The following is a 23,021-nucleotide window of genomic DNA, read 5'->3' as shown; positions in this document are numbered from 1 at the left end:
GCGCCGACGCAATGCGGGCGGCATGCCGACGGCGGGCGGTCTAGCCGCGTCGGTCATTCCGCCGTTGTCTTCCTTGACAGTCTTGTGACCCACCGCTACGCCCCCTGCCAATTCCACCGGTCGTCAACCCGTAGTCTCGAGAGTTTGCTTCCCATGCCGGTCCACGCCTTCATCTTTCCCGGCCAGGGCAGTCAGGCCGTCGGCATGGGTCGTGAGTTGGCCGCGGCCTTCGCCGTCGCGCGGGAGGTGTTCCAGGAAGTCGATGACACCCTGAACCAGAAACTGTCCCGCCTGATGTTCGACGGTCCGGGGGAGGAACTGGTCCTGACCGAGAACACCCAGCCCGCCCTGATGGCCCACTCATTGGCGGTCTTGAGGGTGCTGCAGCAAGAGGGCGGTCTGACCCTGCGGCAGCGGGCTCTTGTCGTCAGTGGCCATTCTCTAGGCGAGTACACCGCCCTGGCCGCGGCCGGCGCCTTCAGCATCGCCACCGCCTCCAGGCTGCTGAAACTGCGCGGGCAGGCCATGCAAAAAGCCGTCCCGACCGGCCTGGGCGCCATGGCGGCCCTGCTGGGCGCCGACCTGGAGCAGGCCAAAGCCATCTGCGCCGAAGCCGCGCCGGTCCCGGAGACGACGCAGACCGAGATCGTCCAACTCGCCAACGACAATGGCGGTGGCCAGCTCGTCATCTCCGGTCACCGCACCGCGATCGAGCGGGCGATCGAGATCGCACGAACAATGGGCATCAGGCGTGCCATGCTGCTGCCGGTCTCGGCGCCGTTCCACTGCGCGCTGATGGCCCCGGCCGCCAATGCGATGGCCGAGGCGCTGGAAAACAATCCGCCCGGCGAACCCATCGTGCCGCTGGTCGCCAACGTTTCCGCGAAGCGTGAATCCGATCCCGCCCGCATCCGCGACCTGCTCGTTCAGCAGGTCACCGCCACCGTCCGCTGGCGCGAATGCGTTGAGGCGATGACAGCGATGGGCGTCGACAGTTTTGTCGAACTTGGTGCCGGCAAGGTGCTGATGGGACTGATCAGGCGGATCGCGCCGGACGCATCCGCAATGGCGGCCGGCACGCCGGCGGATATTGAAGCGGTGCTGAAAAGTCTTTGAACAGGGGCAACGGGAGGTGGAAGCAGGAATGTTCAGGTTGAACGGCAAAGCCGCCTTGGTCACCGGCGCCTCCGGCGGTATCGGTGCGGCGATCGCCCGCGCTCTGCATGTCCAGGGTGCGATCGTTGTCCTGTCCGGCACAAGGCGGGATGCGCTGGAGGCGCTGGCGGCGGAGCTGGGCGAGCGAGCGCATGTTTGCCCCGCCGATCTGCGAGATGCCTCGGAACCCGCCGCACTGATCGAGAGCGCGGAAGCCGTCGCCGGCCCGCTGCACATCCTTGTCAACAATGCCGGCATGACACGCGATATGCTGGCGCTGCGGATGTCGGACCTCGATTGGCAGTCGGTGCTGGACGTCGATCTGTCTGCCCCGTTCCGGCTCACCCGCGCCGTGCTGCTCGGCATGGTGCGCCGCAGGGCAGGGCGGGTGATTAATATTTCCTCCATCGTCGGCGCGACGGGAAACGCCGGGCAGGCCAACTATGCGGCAGCGAAAGCCGGGTTGGTCGGCCTCAGCAAGGCGCTGGCGCAGGAAGTCGCCTCCCGCGGCGTCACCGTGAACGTGGTGGCACCGGGTTTCGTCGTCACCGCGATGACCGATAAGGTTGGCGAAGCGCAGCGTGCGAAACTGACCGATGCAATCCCGCTGCGCCGCCTGGGCCAGCCGGAGGACATCGCCGCCGCGGTCGCCTATCTGGCCTCGGATGAAGCCGGGTGGGTCACCGGCGCCACACTTCATGTGAATGGCGGGATGGCGATGCTTTGACGGCAACGGTATAGCCCGCCGAGCTTTCCCGTAATTGGGAAATCATGCTAAGCGCCCTGATACTATGAATGGCACGGGCCCGCTTCATGGACCGGGGCACATCGCTTGCGGCGCGGTACAACCCGGGCAATGACGAAACACAGACAATATTTAGGAGTAGCGGAGCCGATGAGTGAGGTTGCTGACAAGATCAAGCAGATCGTTGTGGAACATCTGGGGGTGGAAGAATCCAAGGTCACCCCGGAAGCATCTTTCATCGACGATCTGGGCGCCGACAGCCTTGACACGGTCGAGCTGGTGATGGCGTTCGAGGAAGCCTTCAACGTGGAAATTCCGGAAGACGCGGCGGAGAAGATCGCCACCGTCAAGGACGCGATCGATTACATTGAAAAGCAGGGCAAGTAAGTCCTGCTGTCGAGCAGCGTGAAAGGGCCTGCGGCAATGCGGCGTGTTGTGGTGACGGGCATGGGGATCGCCTGTCCCCTTGGCTTGGGCGTTGAGCATGTCTGGCGCCGGTTGATTAACGCCGAGTCAGGTATCGGCCCGATTTGGTTGTTCGATGCCAAGGATCTGCCGTGCAAGGTAGCGGGCCAGGTTCCAACTGGCGACAAGGCCGGCGGCGGGCTCGATATCAATGAATGGGTCCCGGTCAAGGACCAGAAGAAGATGGATCGTTTCATCCATCTGGCGATGGTCGCCGGCACTCAGGCGGTGGAGGATTCCGGCTGGCGTCCCGAAACCGAGGACGATCGCTGCGCCACCGGCGTGATGATCGGCTCCGGCATTGGCGGGTTAGAAACCATCTTTGATGCCTCTATCCTCGTGCATCAAGGCAAGGCGCGTCGCTTGTCGCCGTTCTTCATTCCCTCCGCATTGAGCAATCTGGCGTCGGGACACCTATCCATCAAATACGGTTTTACAGGACCAAATCACTGCGTCGTGACGGCTTGTGCCACTGGCGTACATGCGATCGGCGATGCCTCCCGGCTGATCGCGCTCGGTGATGCCGACGTGATGCTGGCAGGTGGATCGGAAGCCGCGGTCTGTGAACTTGGCATTGCCGGCTTCTGCGCCTCTCGCGCGCTGTCCACCGGCTTCAATGACCGCCCGGCCGCGGCATCCCGCCCATGGGATACGCAGCGAGACGGCTTTGTCATGGGCGAAGGCTCCGGTTGCGTTGTCCTGGAAGAATACGAGCACGCCAGGAAGCGCGGCGCGAAGGTTTACGCGGAAGTCTCCGGCTACGGCATGTCTGGCGACGCTTACCATATTACCGCACCGGCGGAGGGCCATGACGGCGCCCTCCGTTCCATGCGCGCGGCAATGAAAAGCGCCGGATTTAGACCGGCGGACATCCAGTACGTGAACGCCCACGGCACGTCGACGCCATTGGGTGACGACCTCGAGCTGGAAGCCGTGGAGCGTCTGTTTGGGGAGGACGCACGTGGTCTCGCGATGTCGTCCACAAAATCGGCCACCGGCCACCTGCTCGGTGCCGCGGGCGCGATCGAGGCGATCTTCTCTATTTTGGCCATCCGAGATGGTGTTGCGCCGCCGACGCTCAATCTGGACGATCCGAGCCGAGACAGCGTGATCGACCGGGTGGCCAGGACAGCGCAGGAGCGGCGGATCAGGGTCGCCCTGTCCAACAGCTTCGGCTTTGGCGGCACGAACGCATCCATTATTTTTCGGGCTGCGGCCTAATTGGATTGTAACCGATGTTGGCCTGTTTTTTCTGCGGATGAAACGTTGGTTTTTCCTTTGTGCATTGGTCGTGCTGGCAATGGGAGCCGGCGTCGGTGTGTCATGGTGGAAAACCGCGTTGCGCCAGTCCGGCCCGCTGGCCGAGGCGCGTGCCATTATCGTGCCGCATGGTGGTACTGCCAAACTCGCCGCCGACCTTGCTGCCGATGGGCTGATCGCGCGTCCGATCATGTTCCGGGCCGCGGCTTGGCTGACCCAGGCCAATGGCGCCCTGCATGCGGCGGAGCTCGAATTTCCCGCTCATGCCTCGATTGATCAGGTACTGGCCATCCTCCGGACCGCACGTCCCGTCGAACATCACGTCACCATCGCCGAGGGACTGACCGCGCGGCAGATCGAGGGCGTGCTGGCGCAGGCCGAGGCGGCGACCGGCGCGGTCGGATCGATCGAGGAAGGCAGCGTCTTGCCGCAGACCTACGACTATGAATACGGTACGGCACGTAGCGCGATTATCGCCCGGGCGACAGCGGCGATGGACAAGGATCTCGCCGCCGTCTGGGCCGGCCGCGCCGCTGGTCTGCCGTTGGCCAGTTCGCGCGATGCGCTGATCCTCGCCAGCATTGTTGAGCGGGAAACGGCCAAGCCGGAGGAACGCCCGCATGTCGCGGCGGTTTATCTGAACCGACTGCGACAGGGAATGAAGCTGCAGGCCGATCCGACGGTTGTCTATCTCGCCAGCGGCGGCGCCGGGGTGCTGGATCGTCCTTTGACCAAGACCGAACTGGGGCGGGATGATCCGTTCAATACGTATCGCAGCAGGGGACTGCCGCCCGGGCCGATCTGCTCACCAAGCCTGGAGAGCCTGAACGCGGTGGTGCATCCGGCGGCGAGTGATGATCTGTTCCTAGTCGCTGACGGCACCGGCGGACACGTTTTCTCCCATGGTCTGGAGGCGCACGCCGCCGCGGTGGCGCATTGGCGGGCACTGGCTCCATCGGCGCCGCATGCAAGGCCGGATTGAAAAGGGCGTTGCCTTTCATCCTGCCGTTATTTGGCGACGTCACATCGCTGGTCCCGGCCTACTCCGAATTGGAACTTTCAATTTACCTACCCGTTTCACTTTAGAGAAATACAAGAAGCGGAGTATCCGCCCATGACCACGGACCCCAAGGCAGCCGGAACAGGACGGATCGCGGCGCGGATCGACCGCTTGCCATTGACCTGGGCGCAGTGGCGGCTTGCGTTGATCAGTCAGGTCTTCTGGGGCGTGATCATCGCGGCGGATGGCATCCCGGCCAAGGTTTATCCTTATGTGTGGCTGCCCCAGCATGCCTTTGGCATGACCGCGTTTTCCTTGCTGCTGGCGATGCAGTTTGGCGTCGGCATCCTGATCGGGGAGTATCTGATCGGGATCGTCGCGGATCGGTGGGGCAGGCGGCTTGCGCTGCTGATCTCAACCCTGACAATCGCGCTGCTGATGTGGCCAACCGCTCTGACCAACAATTTCACCTTGCTGATGATATTCTTTGGCTTGTCCGCTATTGGCCTAGGCGGCGTCTTGTCCACGAATGTCGTCTACATGGGTGAATTCATCCCACCGCAACACCGTGGCCGCGTGATGCTGGGCTCCCAGGTCCTGGCCGTCGCGGTCTATGGCCTGCTCGGCAATATCCCGGCAATCCTGTGGATCCCGAACCACTACGAGCTTTTCATCAACTTCTATTGCATCGTTTCAATGGTCGTGCTCGTGCCGTTGGCCTGGGTCATGCCGGAGTCACCACGCTGGCTGGAGTCGCACGGCCGGCACGAGGAAGCGGAGCGGGTGACAATCGCATTGGAACAGGAATGTCTACGGCGCAGCCGCCTGAGTAGCCTGCCGCAGCCGCATTATGAGAAATATGCCGTGACGGCCGGGCGGCATGTGCCAATGCGGGAGTTGTTTCAGGGCGTGTATGGACGGCGCAGCATGCTTCTGCTGGTGGCCTGGATCCTGGGCTACAGCGGCATGATTTATGGTTTCGGTGGCTACGAAACCTTGATGCTGCGCGGTTTCGGCCTGGATGCGGATCAGGCTTTCGGCGTGATCCTGGTGTCTTCCACACTTGGCGGCGGCGGCGGCCTAGCGATCTGCGCCTTGCTGGGGGAGGCGGTGGAGCGCCGGATGATTATTCTCTTCAGCGCCATTCTGACCGCGGCGATGCTGGCGGTGCTGTATTTTGTCCATACCGTCATCGCGTCCTACATTCTGGTAACGCTGTCGTGGGGCGCGACGGAAGTGTGGCTGTTCAGCATGTACAACTATACCGCTGCCAGCTACCCGACCCGGTTGCGTGCGACCGGCACCGGCCTGACCGATGGCGTTGGTCATCTAGGCGCAGTGTTCGGACCCATCGTGGCGGGCTGGCTGTTTACCGCGACCGCGGCGTTCGGGCACGCCGGCTGGTTCGTCTACGTCATGATTCCAGGCGCTGTCGTGCCCGCCGTCATGATCGCGGTTTGGGGAATAGATCAGCGACGAGCGATCCTGGAGCATATCTCGGCTTAAAGCGCGATTGGTTTAGATTGACCCACGAATCGCGCTTTAACTCATTGTTTGATCGCGTGATTCACGCCTTCTGGCTGGGTCAGCCTCAGGCGATCACGCTCTAGACCATGATCGTTTGAGGTTGCATCCTCGCTGGTGTCCAATCGTGGTCTAACTCTCTGTTCAAGCACGTAATTCACGCCTTCTAACCGGTCAGCCTCCGGCAATCATGCTATCGACCATACGGCCTACGACGATCATGCCGATCCGTGAACCGTTTCGCCCTCCGCTCCTTGCTCCGGCACCGGGTCGGCAATCCAGCTTTTTCGCTCTCCGGCGTAGGCGGCGCCGGGATTGCCGCTGACGGTGGTGCGCCACATCAGCCGCGTCTGTGTGGCGGCATCAAACCAAGTCGCGGCATGTACGAGGCATCGGTTGTCCCATATGATCAGATCGCCCTCTGTCCATTCATGCACATAGACGAACTCTGGGCGCGTCAGGTGTGTCATCAGGGTGAACAGCAGGTCCGCGCCGTCACCGTCGGGACCGGACTGCATGCCGGCGAAGGGACCGTCCAGCCAGTCCATCTGGCCGAACTCGCACAGGTATAGCGCTTGCCGTCCGGTCACCGGATGAACGCGCACAACGGGCTGACGTTGCGGGCGCTGATGCGCCAGCAGGTCACGCGGTGGCTCGTTGGCGAGCACCGCGTCTCTGGTGCGTCCGGCGCCGGATGAGACGTGGATGCCCTCCAAGCCGTCGACACGCGCTTTCAACTCCGGTGTCAGCGCATCATACGCGGCGGCGCCGTCGGCAAAGAGCGTCTGCCCCTGGTCCTTCGCAACCGGAATGACCGCGAAAAACAGGGAAATATCCGGCGGCGGCCGGCGATAGCTCTGGTCGGTGTGCCAGCCCCTGCGATGGGGAAACTGAACAGGCAGCTTTCCATCGGCGGTGAACGGCGGGTCGGGCCGGCGCGGCGGCTGACGCAGCACCGGCGGCGTATTGGAGACAACAAAAATCTCCGGAACGGTTTCATGCACCATGTTCAATGGCGTCAGGGTCTGTCGATAATTTTCCACCTCCGGGCCAAAGACGCGGCTCAGGCGCAGCAGCAGGTCCGGCTCATCAGCCATGGCTCCCATGCCCTGAACCAGCAGAAGGCCTCCGCACGCTGCAAGCGCATCTGGCAACGCTTCGGGATCGCGTTCCGCGGACCGCACGAACGGGTAACTACCGGCCGCTCCAGGAAGCGATAGGCGACCGCCAAAATTGCTGCCTGGCAACGGCGTGGAGAGTTTGAAGGGGCTGCTCAAAGATCACCTGTCCGGCATTGCGCGCATGGATTTGATCCCGAGCGTATCCGCCGCTGTCCGCACGTCAACCCGGCGCGCCAAGGCGCGCTGAGGCGTTCAGACTTTTAGCGACTCTCATCAGGCAGGGATGTCATCGACTGTCCCAAGCGTGGCTCCAGTCCGACCGAGAAAGCGCGCCAGTCGCTGGCAACGCGGAAGCCATTCGGCATGACGGTCTCGACCTTCCACGTGTAATGGGCGGCATTGGACGGCAACTGGACCAGCGCGGCGGTCTCGATGACCGATGCCTGGAAGACAAGCCTTGGCGTGGGGCTGCTCATTTCCTGGACCTTAACCTCGTAGTGGGCCGGTTTCGGTTCGCGAGGCGCGACCCATACCAGCGCCACTGTCTTATCTCCCGCGAGCGTCAGGCTCGCGTTTACAACCGGCCACGCCAGCACCACGCCGGTGATCTGATCGGTTCGCAATAGTGCGCCCTGGGCACTACGCGAAGACGCAGCTTTCAGAGCCTTCAGACGGGCTCCAGCGGCTGACACGCCACCATCTACCGCGGCCTGGAACCAGGCCGCGGCAGCATCAGGATTCCGCGGAACGCCGTCGCCTTGCTCATAGAGCAGACCCAGCGCGAATTGCGCTCGATGATGGCCGCGCGCGGCGGCCTGCGCGTACCACAAGGCGGCGCGCTCACTGCTCCGCGCAACGCCGCGACCGGCATCATACATAGCGCCGACGTTGAATTGAGCCGCGGCTACACCAGCCTGCGCCGCCAGTTTGTACCAAGCAAACGCACTCGCAGGATTCTCTGGCGTGCCGTTGCCTAGGTCATAAAGCAAGCCCAGACCGAACTCGGCCTCGGCATTTCCCTGGGCACTGAGTTGTGCCCAGATACCCATGGCGTCGGTGAAACGCCCGGCATCGTAGTCACGCCGAGCATCCTCGGGTGTTGCAGCGCCGGCTGCTGTCGATGAAAGCGCGGCAAGGCATGCGCTGAACGCGAGGCGGCATAACCTCCGCGCCATCAGCGCCAGCTTATCTCCACCCGCCGGTTGCGAGCCTCCGCTTTTCCGTCCGGGGCCGGCACGGGCGGTTCTGTCTCGCCTTTGGCGAGGATCTGGAAATGCTCCACAGGTATGCCGCGGGCAACGAGGCCTTGCACGACGTTGTCCGCCCGAACTTGCGACAGGTGGAGGTTGGCCGCGGGTAATCCGGTGGAGTCAGAGCCGCCACTGACGACCATGATGATTGGTTTACCGTCCCTGTAGGTTTTTGCCGCCTTATCCAGAACGCTTTGCGCCTCGGCTGACAGGGTCGCGCTGCCCGAATTGAAATAGACCGACAGGGAGTCGGCCGCCGATGTTGCGGCCGGGGCGGAATATGCGGCCGGGGTGGAAGATGGGGCCGGGGTGGAAGATGAAGCTTGTGGGCCTTGAGCCAATGTGGCTGTCGCGCTAGCGATCACCACGGTTGCGGTGAGCAAGCATAAGCGGCTGAGCATGTATCGCCTCCTGACCAAAGTCGACTAGTGATTTTACTATCGCACAGGACACCAACCATGAAAGCCGGTTTGGCCGCCCCCACGTCAATTTGAAATAGTCAATCCTGCTCAAACCGAGGAGCCGCCGTCATCCCACCACAGCGGAGGTAATCGTGGCACCGACTGATAGGGCCGCCTTTTGGCATCATTGCAATGATGCACGGCCAGCGGTTTCACAACCTGAGGTGGTAACCTCGCTCGTCAGACCTTTGCCGACCGACAATCTGTCTCAAAGTGGCTGTGGATGGTCACCGAAGCGCATGCCATCTTGTTCATGGCAAATGGGGATGCATGACGCGCCGGCGCGAACAATAAAGCAAACCGGTCGTGGCTTTATTCCACCAATGTTTCCACTTACCGGCCCTGCTAAGAAATTCGCCGCCTGAGTAGAAGAAAGCGCCCCTGGGCAGGTGCAAGAACCGTGACGATACCAAATCAATGCCAGCCGCTGCTGTTCCGCCTGGCTGCGTGGCACGGTGCGGCCTGTGCTGCGATCTCGCGGCGGCGTCCTGCCTTCCCTCAACGCAGCCAAGCTGGAAGACAGGACGGAACGGATTTGCCGCGGGCTATAAATTCGCCTGGAAATCGACGTAGTTGCGCACCTTGCGGTAGATTTGCAGGCGGTTGCGCTGGCTGTCGGCGACAATGATTTCGTCGGTCTTCGGATTGAACTCCACCGCTGTCGGAAAGCAGAAGCGCCATTGCGGCTCCAGGTTCCTGACCCGGCGCAACGCCTTCATCATGTCCGGATTGGCGTCGATGCTTTGCTGACCCCACTTCGACATGACCTGGGCATCACCCAGCAGATTGGTCAGCGGCCGCCCCTGTTGATCGAAGATGCTGATCCGATGGTTGCCCCAGTCGGCAACATAAATGTCCCCATCGCTGTCCACCGCGACGTCGGTCGGATGATTGAGCAGCCCCGCCTTGGGATACTCCGCCGCCAGCGTGCTTGAGACATACGGCCCAAGGTAGGTCACGGCGAACGCATCAGGCGATCCGGAAACTTTCCCATATTCGCCGATCTTCATCAGGAATTCTCCGTCGGGAGAAAGTTTCTGGATCCGATGATTCTTCCAGTCCGCCACGTACATGTTGCCACTTGTATCGAGGGTGATGCCCCATGGCTGATTGAACTCGCCGTCTCCGCTGCCGGCGGTGCCATACTTGGTGATGAACTTTCCCTCGCCGGTGAACACCTGAAGCCGGTTGTTCCCGCTGTCGACGACAATGAGGTTGTCGTCCTTGTCGCAGATCAAGCCCGCCGGCCGCAGCAGTTCGCCGTCGCCACTGCCGGTCTTCCCCCAGTTGCGCACGAACGTGCCGTTACCGCGAAACACCGAGATCGTATTGGTCCATTCATCCGAGACATAGACCGTGTTGGCACTGTCGACCGCGACGCCAAACGGCCAGGTCGAACGTCCTTCTCCCTCGCCCCATTCGAAGAATTCAGCCACCAGCTCCTCGTCGCCCGGCGCACCCAGCTTCACCCTGTTCACCCGCTGGCCAAAGTTGTTCTCGTTGCCGCGGTTGGCGACAAAGATGTCGCCGTCGTTGCCTAGGCACATCGTCTGCGGATAATTGAATCCCGTGCCAGTGGCCGCGGCACGCCCCACGGCGTGGCTCCAGTCATAGGTCCTTCCGTTCGCAACCGTCGTAAGCGGCATGGTTCCCCTCCTATCATACGCTGTTTGTTGAGTTTACGCCTGCCTCCCTCGTTCCCCTGCCAAGGGACCGAGGGAGATGCCGTGATCGGTTCGGCTAGTTCAGGAAGGCGGACTGTTCGTAGGTGCCGTTGACGATCGGGATCGGGTTCACCTTCAGCCACTTGTCCAGGATAGTCGAGTAGATACCGCGAAAGTCCATGCTCGGGTTCAGGTCGCCCTGCACCAGGCGTTCGGCTGCAAGCGACGGATATTCACCATAGTGACCGCCCTTGACCTTGTCACCGAACACAAAGGTCGCGCCAGCCGCCCCATGATCGGTACCGGAGCCGTTGTCGCGCACCCGGCGGCCGAACTCCGAGAACATCAGGACGATGACATTGTCAGCCGCATCATGCTGCCGAAGGTCGGTCATGAACGCGTCCAGACCCTCCGACACGTCGGTCCAAAGCTTGGCGTGCAGGGGGTTCTGCCCAGCGTGGCTGTCGAAGCTGCCATGGTCGGCGTAGAAGATGCGGGTGCCCAGGCCAGCCAGATGCACTTGCGCGATACCCCGCAGCTTGCTGGCGATCGCGGTGTCGGGATACTTCACCGTCGAGCTATATATCGACGGCGCGACCTTCAGGATATCCGCGCCCTTCAGCGAATCGAGACCGGTGGTGCCGAGATACTCCATCACGCCGCTGCCCTCGATGGGCTGATACATGCGGGAGAAACGGTCCAGCACCTGCTGGCGCTGCGTCGGCTCCTGGATGTTTGGCAGGAAGCCGTAGTTCTCCAACGCACCGGCCACGCACGCGACGGGAACCCCGGGAACCGCCAAGGCCCGAAACAGGCAGGGTCCGAAGCTGACAGCGGTGATCACGTTCTCCTTGTTCGGGTCGAATTCACGGATCACGCGGCCGAGCCAGCCCTCGGTCCCGACCTTGTCCGGCTCACAGGTGTGCCAAATGTCCATGGACCGGAAATGCGAGCGGGGTGAGTCGAGGTAGCCGACGCCATGCATGATGGCGAGCTTGCCTTCATCCCAGATCTTCTTCATCGGCGCGAGATACTTCGGGAAGCCGTACTCGTTGTCGAATGCCAGGATATCGGCTTCCTTTATGCCGACAGCCTTTCGGTTATCCTGATACAGCGGATTATTGTATGGGATCACCGTGTTCAGGTAATCGTTCCCGCCGGTAAGCTGCACCACCACCAGTACCGGGTCCTTCTGCTTTGCCGCCATTGCGAATACTTCCTTGTTGTGTTGGATTAAACGTATATTAGGCGAACTGATATTCTCGTGTCGCCGCGATCAACTGCATCATCTCGGTTGCGCGCTGCGCGGCGGTCCGTGCATTCTGATCACTGTCCCAGCTTATCTGACCCCACTCGCCGGCTTGATCGACCAGCTCCTGCCGTGTGGCGGCATTGACCTCCACCGGGCCAAGCAGATCGAGACATTCGGTGACCAGTTGATCCGGATTGAGTGTGCCCTTGGCCTTCAGCCGACCAATGATGGCGCGCACGCCCGGCAAGGACTGGTTGCCGAGCTGGTCGGCGACGAAGTTGATCCGTGCCATCAGGGAGCCGCTGTTGATCCATTCCTGGCCGGTGTGCCAGCCTTCCACCGATGGCGGATTGAGCAGATCCTGTCCCATGTAGGACGGCTGCATCGACAGCTCGCCATAGCCGGGCTTCGGCAGTTCATACCCACCGACCAGGCGCAAGGTGCCGACGACGACCTCACCCGGAGACTTCAGATGCTTGTAACGCGCGTTCTTGAAGAAGTCGGAGTTGAACAGCAGGCGCAGGACCGGCCGGAGTTCGTAGTTCGACTCGCGGAACGCTGTCGCCAGGGCGTCGAGTGCCGCGGGATCACGCGGTTCCTCCAGCGACCATGCGGGCACCTGGGGCTCATCGGCGACGAAGAAATTGTAGAGATGACGGCAGATAAAGCGGGCGCAGGCCGGCTGCTGCACGATGATGTCGATGATGTCTTCGCCGTTCAGATGGCCGCGGTGGCCAAGGAATTCCTTTGGTCCATCGTCGTGATCTTCCGGACGATATTCGAACTTCCAGGGAAACCGCCCATACGGCAGGCGCGGGATCTTGGTCTCGAAGGTCCAGCCGGTAAACGCCCGTGACGCCTCACGGACGTCCGTCTCCGTATAGTTGCCCGCCCCCAGGCTGAACAGTTCAAGCAGTTCGCGGCCCCAGTTCTCGTTGACCGCCGTCCCGTGGTTCTGGTTGTTGTCCAGCCAGAAGATCATCGTTGGGTTCTTCGCGATCTTCAGCAGAAGGTCACGGTAGTTGCCCATGCCGTCGTTGCGGAACATCTCGATCTGTTCCAGCAACTGATCGTAGTTGTCGACCTTTGAGTTGCCGGTGGCGAACACATGATGCCAGAACAGCCCCATCTTCTCTTCAAGCGGCCGCTTGGTGCTCACCAGGTAATACATGTAGTTCACGTTACCCATCGGCGGCTGCCCGCCGGGCAGCAAGGCCGCCGGCTGATAGCGCAACAGCTCGTATGGATCGACCGGTGGCAGCGCTTCGGGATGCAGCAATTCCTCGACTGTTGCCTCGTAGCCTTTGGCCACACGCGCTTCAAGTTCATCGCGAGATGCGCCGAAGCCCGCGCGCCGCATCAGATGGGCCATCAAGGCGATATCGTCATGATATGGCATTTTTTTCCCCTTCTTAGTGATAGGTCGGCGTCGATCAGGAATGTCTTGGTGATCGGAACCAGGAATGTCGGCGGCGAGTTGCGCTGGAACTATGAACACCAGCAACTAAGAGGCAAGGCGTCGCACCAGGCAGAAGTATCGGCAAGGATCAAGCCGGAGTAGATGCTCTTATCTGCGCCAGATGTTGCCGGCGATGCCGCAATCAGTGGCGATAAAATTCAAGAATTACTTTGGTTGGCATAGCAACACTCTGATTGCGAGGTTGCGCTGCACCTTTGCACGGTTTTCCTGCCATCGTATCAGGCGCGGCTGATGGAACAACGATCTTGCATCTGGATCTCTGTCCAAGAAGCCTAACGTTTCAGTCCAGCGGATCTTCTTGCCGTTGCATAACGGAACACTTGCAGCGGGACCCGCGTATCGCGGTGGCGCTGCCTCCTTTTCAGCGCCGAGGATTCCATCGTCCCTTGCACCGGCCCATCGCTATCAAATGCCCTGGACCGACACTCAGATCAGCAGCTCGGAGGTAAGGGAAAAGGAAACCTCCCATGCTGTCAAGGACCGTGACGCGTTTCCGGACCTTCAGCCTTGATTGGCCAGCATATGAAATGCCATGTCGTATCGAACAAGTATCAAAAGTTGCCCTTGATGTGCACGGAAATCAGCTTGAAGCTTGGTCCTCTGGCTCGATGCGTTCATTTTTCATGCTGCGCCCGATAGATTTGCTTCAGCAGCAATATGCTCCGTTCGGCGTGCCGCGAGCCCATCGAAGTGCCACTGACGCGAATGACCCCCGGCACCAGCCGCCCGCGGCGGTGAAATATAGAAAGGCAGGACGCCCTCGACCCGCACAGCCCGGCGATAGCCACCATCCACGCCCGTGTCTCGCCAAAGCATTGGCGCGGCCGGCAAACAGTGGCATGGTATTGCGAACGATTCGCAAAGATCTAGCCCGTGCGCATTTTCTACCTGTTGCGGAGTGTCCCGCTCGCGCTGCTCTGGGGCGGGCTTTCGTTGTCCGCCCTCGGCGACCAGCTTTACGCCGTCGCGCTGACCTGGATCGCGGTTGGCGTGCTTGGGTCCGAGGCAGGTTATCTTTCCGCCTTGCAGGCGCTCGTTGTCCTTCTCGCCGTTCTTGGGATTGGACGATGGGCGGATCGGAGGGACCAGCAACTTGCTTTGATCGAAGCGGACTTGGCGCGCTTCGCTGTGCTGGTGGTCGCCGTCTGGCTGGCGACGGGCGGGCCGAGCGTTGTCGAACTGGTGGCCGCGGTCGTCGTTCTGGCGGTCGGACAGGCAGTGTTCCAGCCGGCCCTCCAGTCGGTGCTGCCCTCCATGGTTGACGATGCGTCTCTGCTCCCGGCTGCCAACGGCCTGCTGGACGCGACCAATCGCAGCGCTCGGCTGCTGGGTCCTAGCCTGGTGGCGCTGCTCGCTGGCACCATTCCACTGGTGCATTTCCTCACGCTGGACGCCCTTTAGCTTTCTGGCTTCAGCCACGGCAGTCCTGCTGATCACGCGCATGTCTGCGGTTCATCGCGCAGCACCTCGGCGCGAACCAGAGACCACCTGGGCCGGCATCATCCGCAGTGTTCGTGCGATGGCCGCGCATCCGCTGCTTGGTTACGTCCTTGCGACGGCTGGCCTGCTCAATGGTACATGGTATGCGGTCTTCTTCCTTGGTCTGCCGCTGATGATTGCTCAGCATCCGACGATGGCAAGCGGATTGTCCAATTATGGCTTGGTGCTTTCCGCCTATGGCTGCACCAACCTTGTCGCAACCATGATCTTTGGCAGCCGCCCGCTCTCCGTCCGGCCGCAGTTGCAGATGTTTGCCGGCGACCTGCTGCTTGGGACTGGGCTGGCGCTGGTGGGGCTAGCTAACCCGAACTATGGATAAGGGTTGAGGGGATTCCCAAAGAACCAAGGCTTTGACAGCATCGGTTTGCGAAGACTGATCGTCAAACCCGGTTCTGGAGAGCCCCCTCAATGGCCATCGATATCACGGCGCTGTATTGCTGTCTCGACGACTTCTGCAAGGTGTTTGAAGATTGGGAGGCGCATCGGCTCATCCCTTTGCAGAGAACAAGACAGCGCCCAGGCAAGCTGTCGCGCGCCGGGATGCTGTTCATCATGGTGCTGTTTCACCTCTCGCCATTCAAGCATTTCAAGGCGTTCTACCTGTATGGGATTGGGCATGAGTATCGCAGCTGCTTTGGCGAGATCCCAAATTATGATCGTTTCGTCAGCTTGATGCCGCGGCTATTCGCGCCGCTGATGGTCCTGCTGCACAGCCTGGGCGGCGCGCAGACCGGCATCTACTTCGCCGACTCAACCAAGCTCGCCGTCTGTCACAATCGCCGCATTCACCGTCACAAGGTGTTCGAGGGCCTGGCAGCCCGCGGCAAGACCAGCATGGGGTGGTTTTTCGGGCTCAAGCTGCACTTCGTCATCAACCATAAAGGCCAGATCGTGGCCTTGAAAATTACCCCAGGCCACACCGCCGACAGCACCGTGCTGGATGAGATGATCAGGCACCTGACGGGCAAGCTCTATGCCGACAAGGGCTATATCGGCCACGAACTGTTTAAGACACTCTGGCAGCGCGGCCTGCATCTCATCACCGGCATCCGCCGCAACATGAAAAATTATCTCATGCCCATGGCCGACAAAATCATGCTGCGCAAACGCTTCGTCATCGAGACCGTCCTCGGTATCCTCAAATCCGACATGCGCCTGGAGCATTCACGCCACAGGTCCCCGGTGAACGCCATGATTCATGTCCTCTCCTGCCTGGTTGCTTACGCCTTCAGACCCGGCAAACCGTCTATCTCCCTCGCTGGCAAACAACTCGAGGCTTATCCATAGTTCGGGTTAGCTAACCTGCTGCCACCAGGCTGGCTGCTGCCAGGCTTCGTGGCGGCGGCGGCGGTGGGTGCGATCGGCGGACCAATGAGGGACATACCGCTGGCGGTCCTGCGCCAGACCCGCCTGCGTCCGATGGACATGGCGGCCGGGATGCGAGCCACCATGGCCATGAGCAGCGCCGGCACCCTGTTGGCCATGCTGCTGACGCCAGGCGCGATCGGTCTCGCCGGCGTCGTGCCAGTCGTCGTGGCGTGCGGCCTGGCTTATTTTAGCGTCGGATTGGTCGGTTTGGCTTTATACGCAGGCTGGATCGAGGCGGACCAGAAGCGACCTGGCTGACCCTGGTGACGAAATCCCACGAGCGATGAAAAGTCGAAATTGTTGAAAAGGAGCAAGATCGCGCATGCTTTCTTCAGGCCGTTCCGACAAGCAGACCATGCCGCTCTTCCGACGGCAGGCATAGCGCGGCAAGCGCCGGTGCCACCGCCTCGGGTTGCGGCAGCGTCGTGCGATCCTCGCCCGGAAACGCCGCTAACCGCATCCGGGTCGCCACCGGCCCCGGATCGAACAGGTTCACCCGGAGCCGAGTGGTGGCGATTTCCTGCGCCCATGTCAGCACCAGATGCTCCATCGCCGCCTTGCTGGAACCCACAGCGCCCCAATAAGCCCGAGGCTCCCGCGCCCGACTTTCCGTGACAAATACCGCTCGCCCCGAGAGCGCCTGACGCAGCAACGGGTCGCAGGTGCGGATCAGCCGCCACGACGCGGACAGGTTCACCGCGACAACGTCGGCCCAATCGTCCGGCAGGATATGAGACACCGGGGTCAGCCGTCCCAAAGCCCCGGCATTGTGCACCAATATATCAAGCCGGCCGAACCGCTGGAACAGGGTCGGACCGATCGCGTCGAGCTGCTCACCCTCCCGCAGATCCAGCGGCAGCAGGGTCGCCTCGCCGCCCAGGGCGCGGATCGCGTCGTCGGTCTCCTCCAGGCCGCCCTGGGTACGCGCCGTCGCAACCACATGGGCGCCAAGGCGGGCCAGTTCCACCGCCACGGCCGCGCCAATGCCACGGCTGGCACCGGTGACCAGAGCAACCGCGCCATCAAGCGGGCTGGCCATCAGTCGTTCATGGTCAGCAGACTGAGCTGCTTCTCGGCGTTGTCCTGCTGGTCCGGCAGCGGAATAGGATAGTCGCCGGTAAAGCAGGCATCGCAGTAATGCGGCTTGTCCGGATCGCGACCCGGCTTGCCCAGCGCGCGGTACAGCCCATCGATCGAGATAAATGCCAGGCTGTCGGCGCCGATCAGATCAGCCATCTCGTCCACGCTGTGGCGGGCCGCCAGCAGCTTGCCGCGCTCCGGCGTGTCGATCCCATAGAAGCAGGAATGTGTCGTGGGCGGGGAGGAAATCCGCATATGCACCTCCCGCGCGCCGGCCTGGCGAACCATTTCAACGATCTTCTTGCTGGTGGTGCCACGGACAATGGAATCGTCCACCAGCACGACCCGCCTGTCCTCCAGCACGGGGCGGTTGGCCGAGTGCTTCAACTTTACACCCAGGTTGCGGATATGGTCGGTCGGCTCGATGAAGGTGCGGCCGACGTAGTGGTTGCGGATAATCCCCAGCTCGAACGGGATGCCGCTCTGCGTCGAGTATCCCATGGCCGCTGGCACACCGGAATCCGGCACCGGCACGATCACATCGGCGGGCACGCCAGCCTCCCGCGCCAGTTCCGCGCCGATGCGCTTGCGGGCGTCGTAGACCGGCATGCTCTCGACCACCGAATCGGGACGGGAGAAATAGATGTATTCGAAGACGCAGAAGCGTTCGCGGGACCGGCCAAACGGCTTCACGCTGTGCACGCCCTGGTCGTTGATGACGACGATCTCCCCCGGTTCGACATCGCGGACGAAGTTGGCGCCGACGATATCCAGTGCACAGCTCTCGCTGGCCAGCACCCAGCCGCCAGTGCCTTCCGACCCGATGCGGCCCAGGATCAGCGGGCGGACGCCAAGTGGGTCACGCACGCCCATCAGCGCCTCGTTCGATAGCGCTACCAGGGAATAGGCGCCAACCACCTGCTTGAGCGCGTCGATCAGCCTGTCCACGACGGTGGAATACAGGCTGATGGCGATCAGGTGGATAAACACCTCGGAGTCCGTGGTGGACTGAAACAGGCAGCCGCGGCGGACCAGGGCGCGGTGCAACAGATGCGCGTTGGTCAGGTTGCCGTTGTGCGCCACGGCGAACCCGCCGAACTCAAAATCCGCATATAGCGGCTGTACGTTTCGAAGGATCGTGTCGCCCGTCGTGGCGTAGCGGTTGTGGCCGACGGCGATGCGCCCCGGCAGCTTGTCGATCACCCGCCGGTCGCCGAAATTGTCGCCAACCAGGCCCATGCCGCGGTGGGAGTGAAAGCGCGCACCGTCAAAGCTGACAATCCCGGTGGCTTCCTGCCCGCGATGCTGCAGCGCGTGCAGGCCGAGTGCGGTGACGGCGGCGGCGTCCGGCACGTTCCAGATGCCGAAAACGCCGCACTCCTCGTGCAGCGAGTCGTCTTCGGCGCAGCCTTGGTCAAACGCCATGCGTGACAACTCCTAATCCCTGGCGAGCGGCTTACCGGTCGCACGCCCCTGCGGGCTGGCGCGCAGCAGATCGTCCGCCGTGGCTTCCCGTCCAACCGGCGGTGCATAGATGCGTGGACGATAGTTCTCGGGCAATTGGTCTCGCAGCCGCCGCGCACCCTGATAAGCCAGCGGGAGAGTACGGGCATTCAGCACGGCTTCAGGCCAGTGATCGATCGGAAATACCATACCGCCGAGGATATAGGCGATCATGACAATCACCGCACCCCGTCCCAGACCGAATACCAGTCCCAACGTCCGGTCAACACCACCCAACGCGGAGCCGCGCACGAGGCTGCCGATGGCCCTGGCTGTCAGCATCAGGATGATCAGGGTGATCACGAACACCACGAAGAAGCTGGCAGGGTTGATCCACTCCGGCGCCTGCAGCCAGGCGCGCACGTAGCCGCGCATGAACGGCACGCCGGCGACACCGGCGGCGATGGCGCCGATCCAGGCGCCAATGCCGAGGACTTCCCGCACAAACCCGCGCACGAAGGCGAGCAGCCCTGAGATCCCCAAAAGCCCGAATACCGCCAGATCAACCCATGTCATGCGAGCGTCACTGCCAAGGTAAGCGGTGTTCCAAGTAAGGGGTTGCGGAAGGCTGGGTTTATGGTTGCGGCGCAAGCCGCCGCCAAGCCTAGCTAACCTTCTTGCCACGCGATTCGGGCGCAAATCGTACGACCAGATCGGCAATGTGACCGATTTCCTCCAGATGCAGGCCATCGGGGGCGGCCAGTTTGCGATTCCCATGCGCCAACCGCCGGGGCAATGTCGCCGCATCGAAACCAAGCTTGGCGGCTTCCTTCAGGCGCGCCTCGGCCTGGGCAACCTGACGGACCTCACCAGACAAGCCGACTTCACCAAAGTAGACCATGCCGGGACTGGTCGGGGTTTCGAACGCGGCGGAAGCGATGGCCGCGGCGACGGCCAGATCGGCCGCGGGTTCGCTGACCCGAAGGCCACCGGCGATATTCAGGTAGACATCAGTCTGGTTCAGCCGCAGGCCGGCGCGGGTTTCCAGCACCGCCAGCAGCATCGACAGCCGGCCGCCGTCCCAGCCGATGACCGACCGGCGCGGCGAGCCGCCGGGATTGGGGGCGAGCAACGCCTGTACTTCCATCAGTACCGGCCGGGTTCCCTCCAGTCCGGCGAAAACGGCGCTGCCGGCGATGTTGCCGCGGCGTTCGGCCAGGAACAGGGCGGAGGGGTTCGCCACTTCGGCCAAACCGAGATCCGTCATCTCGAACACGCCGATCTCGTCGGTGGCGCCAAAACGGTTCTTCACCGCGCGCAGGATGCGGAACTGGTGGCCGCGGTCGCCTTCGAAATACAGCACGGCATCGACCATGTGCTCCAGCACGCGCGGGCCGGCCAGCGCGCCGTCCTTGGTGACGTGGCCGACCAGAACCAATGAGAAATTGCCGGACTTGGCCAAGCGGATCAGCTCGAAGCTGCTGGCGCGGACCTGGGCGACGGTGCCGGGCGCGCTCTCGATGGCGTCCACCCACATGGTCTGGATCGAGTCGATCACCACCAGCGTGGTGTCCTTCGCCTGCTCCAGGCTGGCGGCGATGTCGCGGACATTGATCGCGGCGGCAAGTTCGATCGCAGAATCCGCCACGCCCAGGCGGCGCGCGCGCAGACGGATCTGATCGATCGACTCCTCGCCCGTCACATACCGCACGCGGCGGCCGGAGCGGGCGAGGCATGCCGCTGCCTGCAGCAGCAGGGTGGATTTGCCGATGCCCGGATCGCCGCCGACGAGTACCACCGACGACGGCACTAGGCCGCCCCCCAGCACGCGGTCCAGTTCGGCGATACCGATGGCGGCGCGCGGCGGCGGTTCGGCGCTGCCGGCGAGACCAACAAACGTAACGCTGCGTCCGGGCGCGGCCTTGCCGGCGGGGCCAGGACGGGGGATGATGGTTTCTTCCTCGATCGTGTTCCACTCGCCGCAGGTTTCGCAGCGGCCGGACCACTTGAGGGTCACGGCGCCACAGGACTGGCAGACGAAGCGGGATGCGGCTTTGGCCACCGGTTGCTCCGGAATGGGGTGAAGACAGTAAGGCCGGGCGCTGCCCGGACCCGCAAAAGGGCTGACGCCCCTTTGATCCCCTTACATAAGTGGTTTGCGGGGAGGGGGCTACGCGGACGTTGCAACACCTCGGTCGCCCCCTCCCCGCAAACCGCTTACCCTAGATGGGTTCCAAGGGCATCCGCCCTTGGCGGGGCTCGGGGCAGCGCCCCGACCTTGCTGCCTCACCTCACTCCGGCGCACCCGTGATCATCGCCTGGCCGCCTTTGTCGCCTTTCACCGTCGCCAGCAGAATACGCCAGCTTCGGCCGTTTTTAGTGGCAAGATACTCGCGATCATGGATTGCCGGAATGTTCTTGTCGTCCCGTTCAATGACCAGGCGGAAAGCGATGCCGCCCTGACGCAGGTCCGTTTCCAGCGCGTCGATCGCCGGTTGCTGAGTGGACTGGTCGGTGAGGGCGGAGCAGATCCCGTCATCGGACGACACCAGCACGAACTTGCCGACGGCATTCGAACCGTCGAAGACCTCCCCGGGTGCGCCATGCAGAAAAGCGACGCGGGCTTGTTCGGCGGCATGCGGCAGGCCAATCCGCTTGGCCCAGCCGCGCAGCCCGGCTGGATCGCCGGCGTAGGGCAGGCAGCTCTGCATGAACAGGCCAGCGAGTTCCTGAGCCGCATCGGCGTGAGCCGTCGCCGGTGCCACCAGCGCCGCCACCAGCAGCGCCGCCACCAGCAGCCACGACCGACGGATCAGCGTCGGAGTTCCATCTGGATCGGGCCTTCACGGCGGCCGTGCGTGAACTGGTCGACTTCCTTGCTGCCGCTGCTCATAAGATCCCCGGCAGGTCCAGACCAGATGATGCGGCCGTTCAGCAGCATGGCCGCCTGGTCGCCAATCCGGCGGGCACTGGCCATGTCATGGGTGATGGCGACTGCGGTGGAGCCAAGCCGCTTGACGCAGTCGACGATCAGCCCGTCGATCACCGCGCCCATGATCGGGTCCAGGCCGGTGGTCGGCTCATCAAAGAACAGGATGTCGGGCTGCGAGGCAATGGCGCGCGCCAGCGCGACACGCTTTTGCATTCCGCCTGACAGTTCCGCGGGCGACAGGTCGCCGACCGTGGCGGCAAGGCCGACCTGCCCGAGAAAGTCGTTGGCGCGTGCGCGGGCATCCGCCCGGCTGGCCTTGTGCCGAGCGAGCAGGCCAAATGCCACATTTTCCCACACCGGCAGGCTGTCGAACAGCGCGCCGGCCTGAAACAGCATTCCGATCCGGGCGCGGGTCAGTTCCCGCTCGTTGCGCGGCAGCGTCAGGATGTTCTTGCCATCGATCTCGATGACGCCGTGATCCGGCTCGATCAGGCCCAGGATGCATTTCAGCAGCACTGACTTGCCGGAGCCCGAGCCGCCAATCACCACCATGGATGTGGCTGGCATCACGTCCAGGTTGACGCCGTCAAGCACGACCTTGGGGCCGAACCGCTTGTACAGGCCGCGGATGCGAAGTCTGGGAATGGGGTCGTTCATGTCGGTGTAGATGCCGCGCCGGGGCGGTTTGAGCAAGGCATCGGACGTCAGCACGTCGCACCATCCGTGTGATGTCAGCAGCACTGACAATGCACCGGCGATTGCGGGCGGCAGCGGATCGGTCTTAGCTGATGGCGCGTTGCGTCCAACAGGAGAATTAACATGAACGATGCAGTCGGGACCACCGGAACGACCACCGGCAAGCTGGCCTACGCACCGGCGAACGCCGCCAATTACGTTTCTGGACGGCGGGCGTTCTTCAAATATCGTGATCTTGGGGTCACCGAGGCCACCGGGGGAAAGCTTCGCGTCCAGGTGACCTCCGCCACGCAAGGACTGGGTAAGCCGACCGGCTGGCACTATCACGTCTGTGAGCATCAGGTCGTCTATATGCTGAAGGGTTGGGTGGACCTGGAATTTGAAGACAGCACCAAAGTGCGGCTGATGCCCGGGGACTCGCTGATGATCCCCGGCGGGATGCGGCACAACGAGACCGGCACGGCGGATGAGCTGGAACTTCTAGAGGTCTCGGTCCCGGCGGAGATGAAGACGGTGGCTTGCGATCCGCCGGCTGGGTTGTCGTAGCAATCCGAACCGGCCGCGAAGCGGCCGGTCTCGCAGGCGCATGCCGAATAAGCAGAATGTCGTGGCGCGGGTCGCCTGG

The 23,021-nt window shown here is 62.6% G+C and carries 23 protein-coding genes; 11 read left to right on the top strand and 12 right to left on the bottom strand.

All coding sequences use genetic code 11. The features are described from left to right. Nucleotides 1–153 precede the first annotated feature (153 nt). The 6 genes from fabD (at nt 154) to ACQY4S_RS11355 (ending at nt 6,131) form a co-directional block, all read left to right on the top strand. A complete protein-coding gene (fabD, locus tag ACQY4S_RS11380) occupies nt 154–1,116 on the top strand; it encodes an ACP S-malonyltransferase (RefSeq protein ID WP_428485315.1) in 963 nt (320 codons plus the stop codon). Nucleotides 1,117–1,144: 28 nt separating this feature from the next. Beyond that, nucleotides 1,145–1,882 carry a 3-oxoacyl-[acyl-carrier-protein] reductase gene (gene fabG / locus ACQY4S_RS11375; RefSeq protein WP_428485314.1) on the top strand — a complete coding sequence of 246 codons (738 nt, stop codon included), beginning with the start codon at nt 1,145–1,147 and terminating at the stop codon, nt 1,880–1,882. A gap of 168 nt (nt 1,883–2,050) precedes the next feature. Further along, a complete protein-coding gene (locus ACQY4S_RS11370; protein ID WP_428485313.1) occupies nt 2,051–2,287 on the top strand; it encodes an acyl carrier protein in 237 nt (78 codons plus the stop codon). 36 nt (nt 2,288–2,323) lie between these two features. Beyond that, complete coding sequence (gene fabF, locus ACQY4S_RS11365) at nt 2,324–3,586, top strand: beta-ketoacyl-ACP synthase II (protein ID WP_428485312.1); 1,263 nt, start codon at nt 2,324–2,326, stop codon at nt 3,584–3,586. Nucleotides 3,587–3,623: 37 nt separating this feature from the next. After that, a complete protein-coding gene (gene mltG / locus ACQY4S_RS11360) occupies nt 3,624–4,607 on the top strand; it encodes an endolytic transglycosylase MltG (RefSeq protein ID WP_428485311.1) in 984 nt (327 codons plus the stop codon). A gap of 132 nt (nt 4,608–4,739) precedes the next feature. Next, complete coding sequence (locus tag ACQY4S_RS11355) at nt 4,740–6,131, top strand: MFS transporter (protein ID WP_428485310.1); 1,392 nt, start codon at nt 4,740–4,742, stop codon at nt 6,129–6,131. A gap of 236 nt (nt 6,132–6,367) precedes the next feature. Here ACQY4S_RS11355 and ACQY4S_RS11350 read toward each other — a convergent pair whose 3' ends face one another. The 6 genes from ACQY4S_RS11350 to ACQY4S_RS11325 form a co-directional block, all read right to left on the bottom strand. After that, nucleotides 6,368–7,333 (bottom strand): TauD/TfdA dioxygenase family protein, encoded by a 966-nt coding sequence (locus ACQY4S_RS11350; RefSeq protein WP_428485309.1) that lies wholly within the window; start codon nt 7,331–7,333, stop codon nt 6,368–6,370. Nucleotides 7,334–7,530: 197 nt separating this feature from the next. Then, complete coding sequence (locus ACQY4S_RS11345; protein ID WP_428485308.1) at nt 7,531–8,445, bottom strand: tetratricopeptide repeat protein; 915 nt, start codon at nt 8,443–8,445, stop codon at nt 7,531–7,533. Then, a complete protein-coding gene (locus ACQY4S_RS11340) occupies nt 8,445–8,903 on the bottom strand; it encodes an OmpA family protein (protein ID WP_428485307.1) in 459 nt (152 codons plus the stop codon). The genes ACQY4S_RS11345 and ACQY4S_RS11340 overlap by 1 nt, the downstream gene beginning before the upstream one ends. A gap of 623 nt (nt 8,904–9,526) precedes the next feature. After that, the gene (locus tag ACQY4S_RS11335) at nt 9,527–10,627 is read right to left on the bottom strand and encodes an NHL repeat-containing protein (protein ID WP_428485306.1); all 1,101 of its coding nucleotides are present in this window, start codon (nt 10,625–10,627) and stop codon (nt 9,527–9,529) included. A gap of 94 nt (nt 10,628–10,721) precedes the next feature. Then, entirely contained in the window at nt 10,722–11,852 is a 1,131-nt protein-coding gene (locus ACQY4S_RS11330) for a DUF1501 domain-containing protein (protein ID WP_428485305.1), read from the bottom strand. Nucleotides 11,853–11,889: 37 nt separating this feature from the next. After that, nucleotides 11,890–13,296, bottom strand: a complete 1,407-nt coding sequence (locus tag ACQY4S_RS11325; protein WP_428485304.1) for a DUF1800 domain-containing protein — start codon at nt 13,294–13,296, stop codon at nt 11,890–11,892. Nucleotides 13,297–14,250: 954 nt separating this feature from the next. On the opposite strand from ACQY4S_RS11325, the gene ACQY4S_RS11320 reads away from it, so the two are divergent. The 4 genes from ACQY4S_RS11320 (at nt 14,251) to ACQY4S_RS11305 (ending at nt 16,503) form a co-directional block, all read left to right on the top strand. Then, complete coding sequence (locus tag ACQY4S_RS11320) at nt 14,251–14,778, top strand: MFS transporter (protein WP_428485303.1); 528 nt, start codon at nt 14,251–14,253, stop codon at nt 14,776–14,778. Between the two features lie 118 nt (nt 14,779–14,896). Then, nucleotides 14,897–15,196: a hypothetical protein gene (locus tag ACQY4S_RS11315; RefSeq protein WP_428485302.1), complete on the top strand. Its 300-nt coding sequence runs from the start codon at nt 14,897–14,899 to the stop codon at nt 15,194–15,196. A gap of 89 nt (nt 15,197–15,285) precedes the next feature. Then, complete coding sequence (locus ACQY4S_RS11310; protein ID WP_428485301.1) at nt 15,286–16,164, top strand: IS982 family transposase; 879 nt, start codon at nt 15,286–15,288, stop codon at nt 16,162–16,164. Nucleotides 16,165–16,248: 84 nt separating this feature from the next. Further along, nucleotides 16,249–16,503 (top strand): hypothetical protein, encoded by a 255-nt coding sequence (locus ACQY4S_RS11305; RefSeq protein ID WP_428485300.1) that lies wholly within the window; start codon nt 16,249–16,251, stop codon nt 16,501–16,503. 73 nt (nt 16,504–16,576) lie between these two features. Here the strand turns inward: ACQY4S_RS11305 and ACQY4S_RS11300 are convergent, their stop codons facing one another. The 6 genes from ACQY4S_RS11300 to ACQY4S_RS11275 form a co-directional block, all read right to left on the bottom strand. After that, nucleotides 16,577–17,284 (bottom strand): SDR family NAD(P)-dependent oxidoreductase, encoded by a 708-nt coding sequence (locus ACQY4S_RS11300; RefSeq protein ID WP_428485299.1) that lies wholly within the window; start codon nt 17,282–17,284, stop codon nt 16,577–16,579. Beyond that, nucleotides 17,284–18,750 (bottom strand): amidophosphoribosyltransferase, encoded by a 1,467-nt coding sequence (purF, locus tag ACQY4S_RS11295; RefSeq protein ID WP_428485298.1) that lies wholly within the window; start codon nt 18,748–18,750, stop codon nt 17,284–17,286. Before purF ends, ACQY4S_RS11300 begins: the two co-directional genes overlap by 1 nt. Before the next feature lie 12 nt (nt 18,751–18,762). Beyond that, on the bottom strand, nt 18,763–19,344 hold the full coding sequence (locus tag ACQY4S_RS11290) for a CvpA family protein (RefSeq protein WP_428485297.1): 582 nt from the start codon (nt 19,342–19,344) through the stop codon (nt 18,763–18,765). A gap of 88 nt (nt 19,345–19,432) precedes the next feature. Then, nucleotides 19,433–20,830: a DNA repair protein RadA gene (gene radA, locus ACQY4S_RS11285; protein WP_428485296.1), complete on the bottom strand. Its 1,398-nt coding sequence runs from the start codon at nt 20,828–20,830 to the stop codon at nt 19,433–19,435. A gap of 229 nt (nt 20,831–21,059) precedes the next feature. Beyond that, the gene (locus ACQY4S_RS11280) at nt 21,060–21,560 is read right to left on the bottom strand and encodes an NMCC_0638 family (lipo)protein (protein WP_428485295.1); all 501 of its coding nucleotides are present in this window, start codon (nt 21,558–21,560) and stop codon (nt 21,060–21,062) included. Nucleotides 21,561–21,580: 20 nt separating this feature from the next. Continuing rightward, nucleotides 21,581–22,357, bottom strand: a complete 777-nt coding sequence (locus ACQY4S_RS11275) for an ABC transporter ATP-binding protein (RefSeq protein WP_428486260.1) — start codon at nt 22,355–22,357, stop codon at nt 21,581–21,583. A gap of 162 nt (nt 22,358–22,519) precedes the next feature. Here ACQY4S_RS11275 and ACQY4S_RS11270 point away from each other — a divergent pair, with 162 nt between their 5' ends. Then, nucleotides 22,520–22,942, top strand: coding sequence for a cupin domain-containing protein (locus ACQY4S_RS11270; protein ID WP_428485294.1), 423 nt, complete (start codon nt 22,520–22,522; stop codon nt 22,940–22,942). The last annotated feature ends 79 nt before the right edge of the window (nt 22,943–23,021 follow it).

The sequence above is a fragment of the Rhodopila sp. genome (assembly GCF_965276935.1).
GTDB lineage: Bacteria > Pseudomonadota > Alphaproteobacteria > Acetobacterales > Acetobacteraceae > Rhodopila.
The sequence above is the reverse complement of the archived record's forward strand: the minus strand, read 5'-3'. Positions and strand labels throughout refer to the sequence as shown.

Bases quoted from the DNA above. Each gene is read 5' to 3' on its own strand.
- ACQY4S_RS11300 (WP_428485299.1), bottom strand. From the start codon at position 17,284: ATGGCCAGCCCGCTTGATGGCGCGGTTGCTCTGGTCACCGGTGCCAGC.
- purF (WP_428485298.1), bottom strand. From the start codon at position 18,750: ATGGCGTTTGACCAAGGCTGCGCCGAAGACGACTCGCTGCACGAGGAG.
- mltG (WP_428485311.1), top strand. From the start codon at position 3,624: ATGAAACGTTGGTTTTTCCTTTGTGCATTGGTCGTGCTGGCAATGGGA.
- ACQY4S_RS11310 (WP_428485301.1), top strand. From the start codon at position 15,286: ATGGCCATCGATATCACGGCGCTGTATTGCTGTCTCGACGACTTCTGC.
- fabF (WP_428485312.1), top strand. From the start codon at position 2,324: ATGCGGCGTGTTGTGGTGACGGGCATGGGGATCGCCTGTCCCCTTGGC.
- ACQY4S_RS11335 (WP_428485306.1), bottom strand. From the start codon at position 10,627: ATGCCGCTTACGACGGTTGCGAACGGAAGGACCTATGACTGGAGCCAC.
- ACQY4S_RS11290 (WP_428485297.1), bottom strand. From the start codon at position 19,344: ATGACATGGGTTGATCTGGCGGTATTCGGGCTTTTGGGGATCTCAGGG.
- ACQY4S_RS11370 (WP_428485313.1), top strand. From the start codon at position 2,051: ATGAGTGAGGTTGCTGACAAGATCAAGCAGATCGTTGTGGAACATCTG.
- fabG (WP_428485314.1), top strand. From the start codon at position 1,145: ATGTTCAGGTTGAACGGCAAAGCCGCCTTGGTCACCGGCGCCTCCGGC.
- ACQY4S_RS11315 (WP_428485302.1), top strand. From the start codon at position 14,897: ATGGCCGCGCATCCGCTGCTTGGTTACGTCCTTGCGACGGCTGGCCTG.
- ACQY4S_RS11270 (WP_428485294.1), top strand. From the start codon at position 22,520: ATGAACGATGCAGTCGGGACCACCGGAACGACCACCGGCAAGCTGGCC.
- ACQY4S_RS11330 (WP_428485305.1), bottom strand. From the start codon at position 11,852: ATGGCGGCAAAGCAGAAGGACCCGGTACTGGTGGTGGTGCAGCTTACC.
- fabD (WP_428485315.1), top strand. From the start codon at position 154: ATGCCGGTCCACGCCTTCATCTTTCCCGGCCAGGGCAGTCAGGCCGTC.
- ACQY4S_RS11345 (WP_428485308.1), bottom strand. From the start codon at position 8,445: ATGGCGCGGAGGTTATGCCGCCTCGCGTTCAGCGCATGCCTTGCCGCG.
- ACQY4S_RS11305 (WP_428485300.1), top strand. From the start codon at position 16,249: ATGAGGGACATACCGCTGGCGGTCCTGCGCCAGACCCGCCTGCGTCCG.
- ACQY4S_RS11325 (WP_428485304.1), bottom strand. From the start codon at position 13,296: ATGCCATATCATGACGATATCGCCTTGATGGCCCATCTGATGCGGCGC.
- ACQY4S_RS11355 (WP_428485310.1), top strand. From the start codon at position 4,740: ATGACCACGGACCCCAAGGCAGCCGGAACAGGACGGATCGCGGCGCGG.
- ACQY4S_RS11275 (WP_428486260.1), bottom strand. From the start codon at position 22,357: ATGAACGACCCCATTCCCAGACTTCGCATCCGCGGCCTGTACAAGCGG.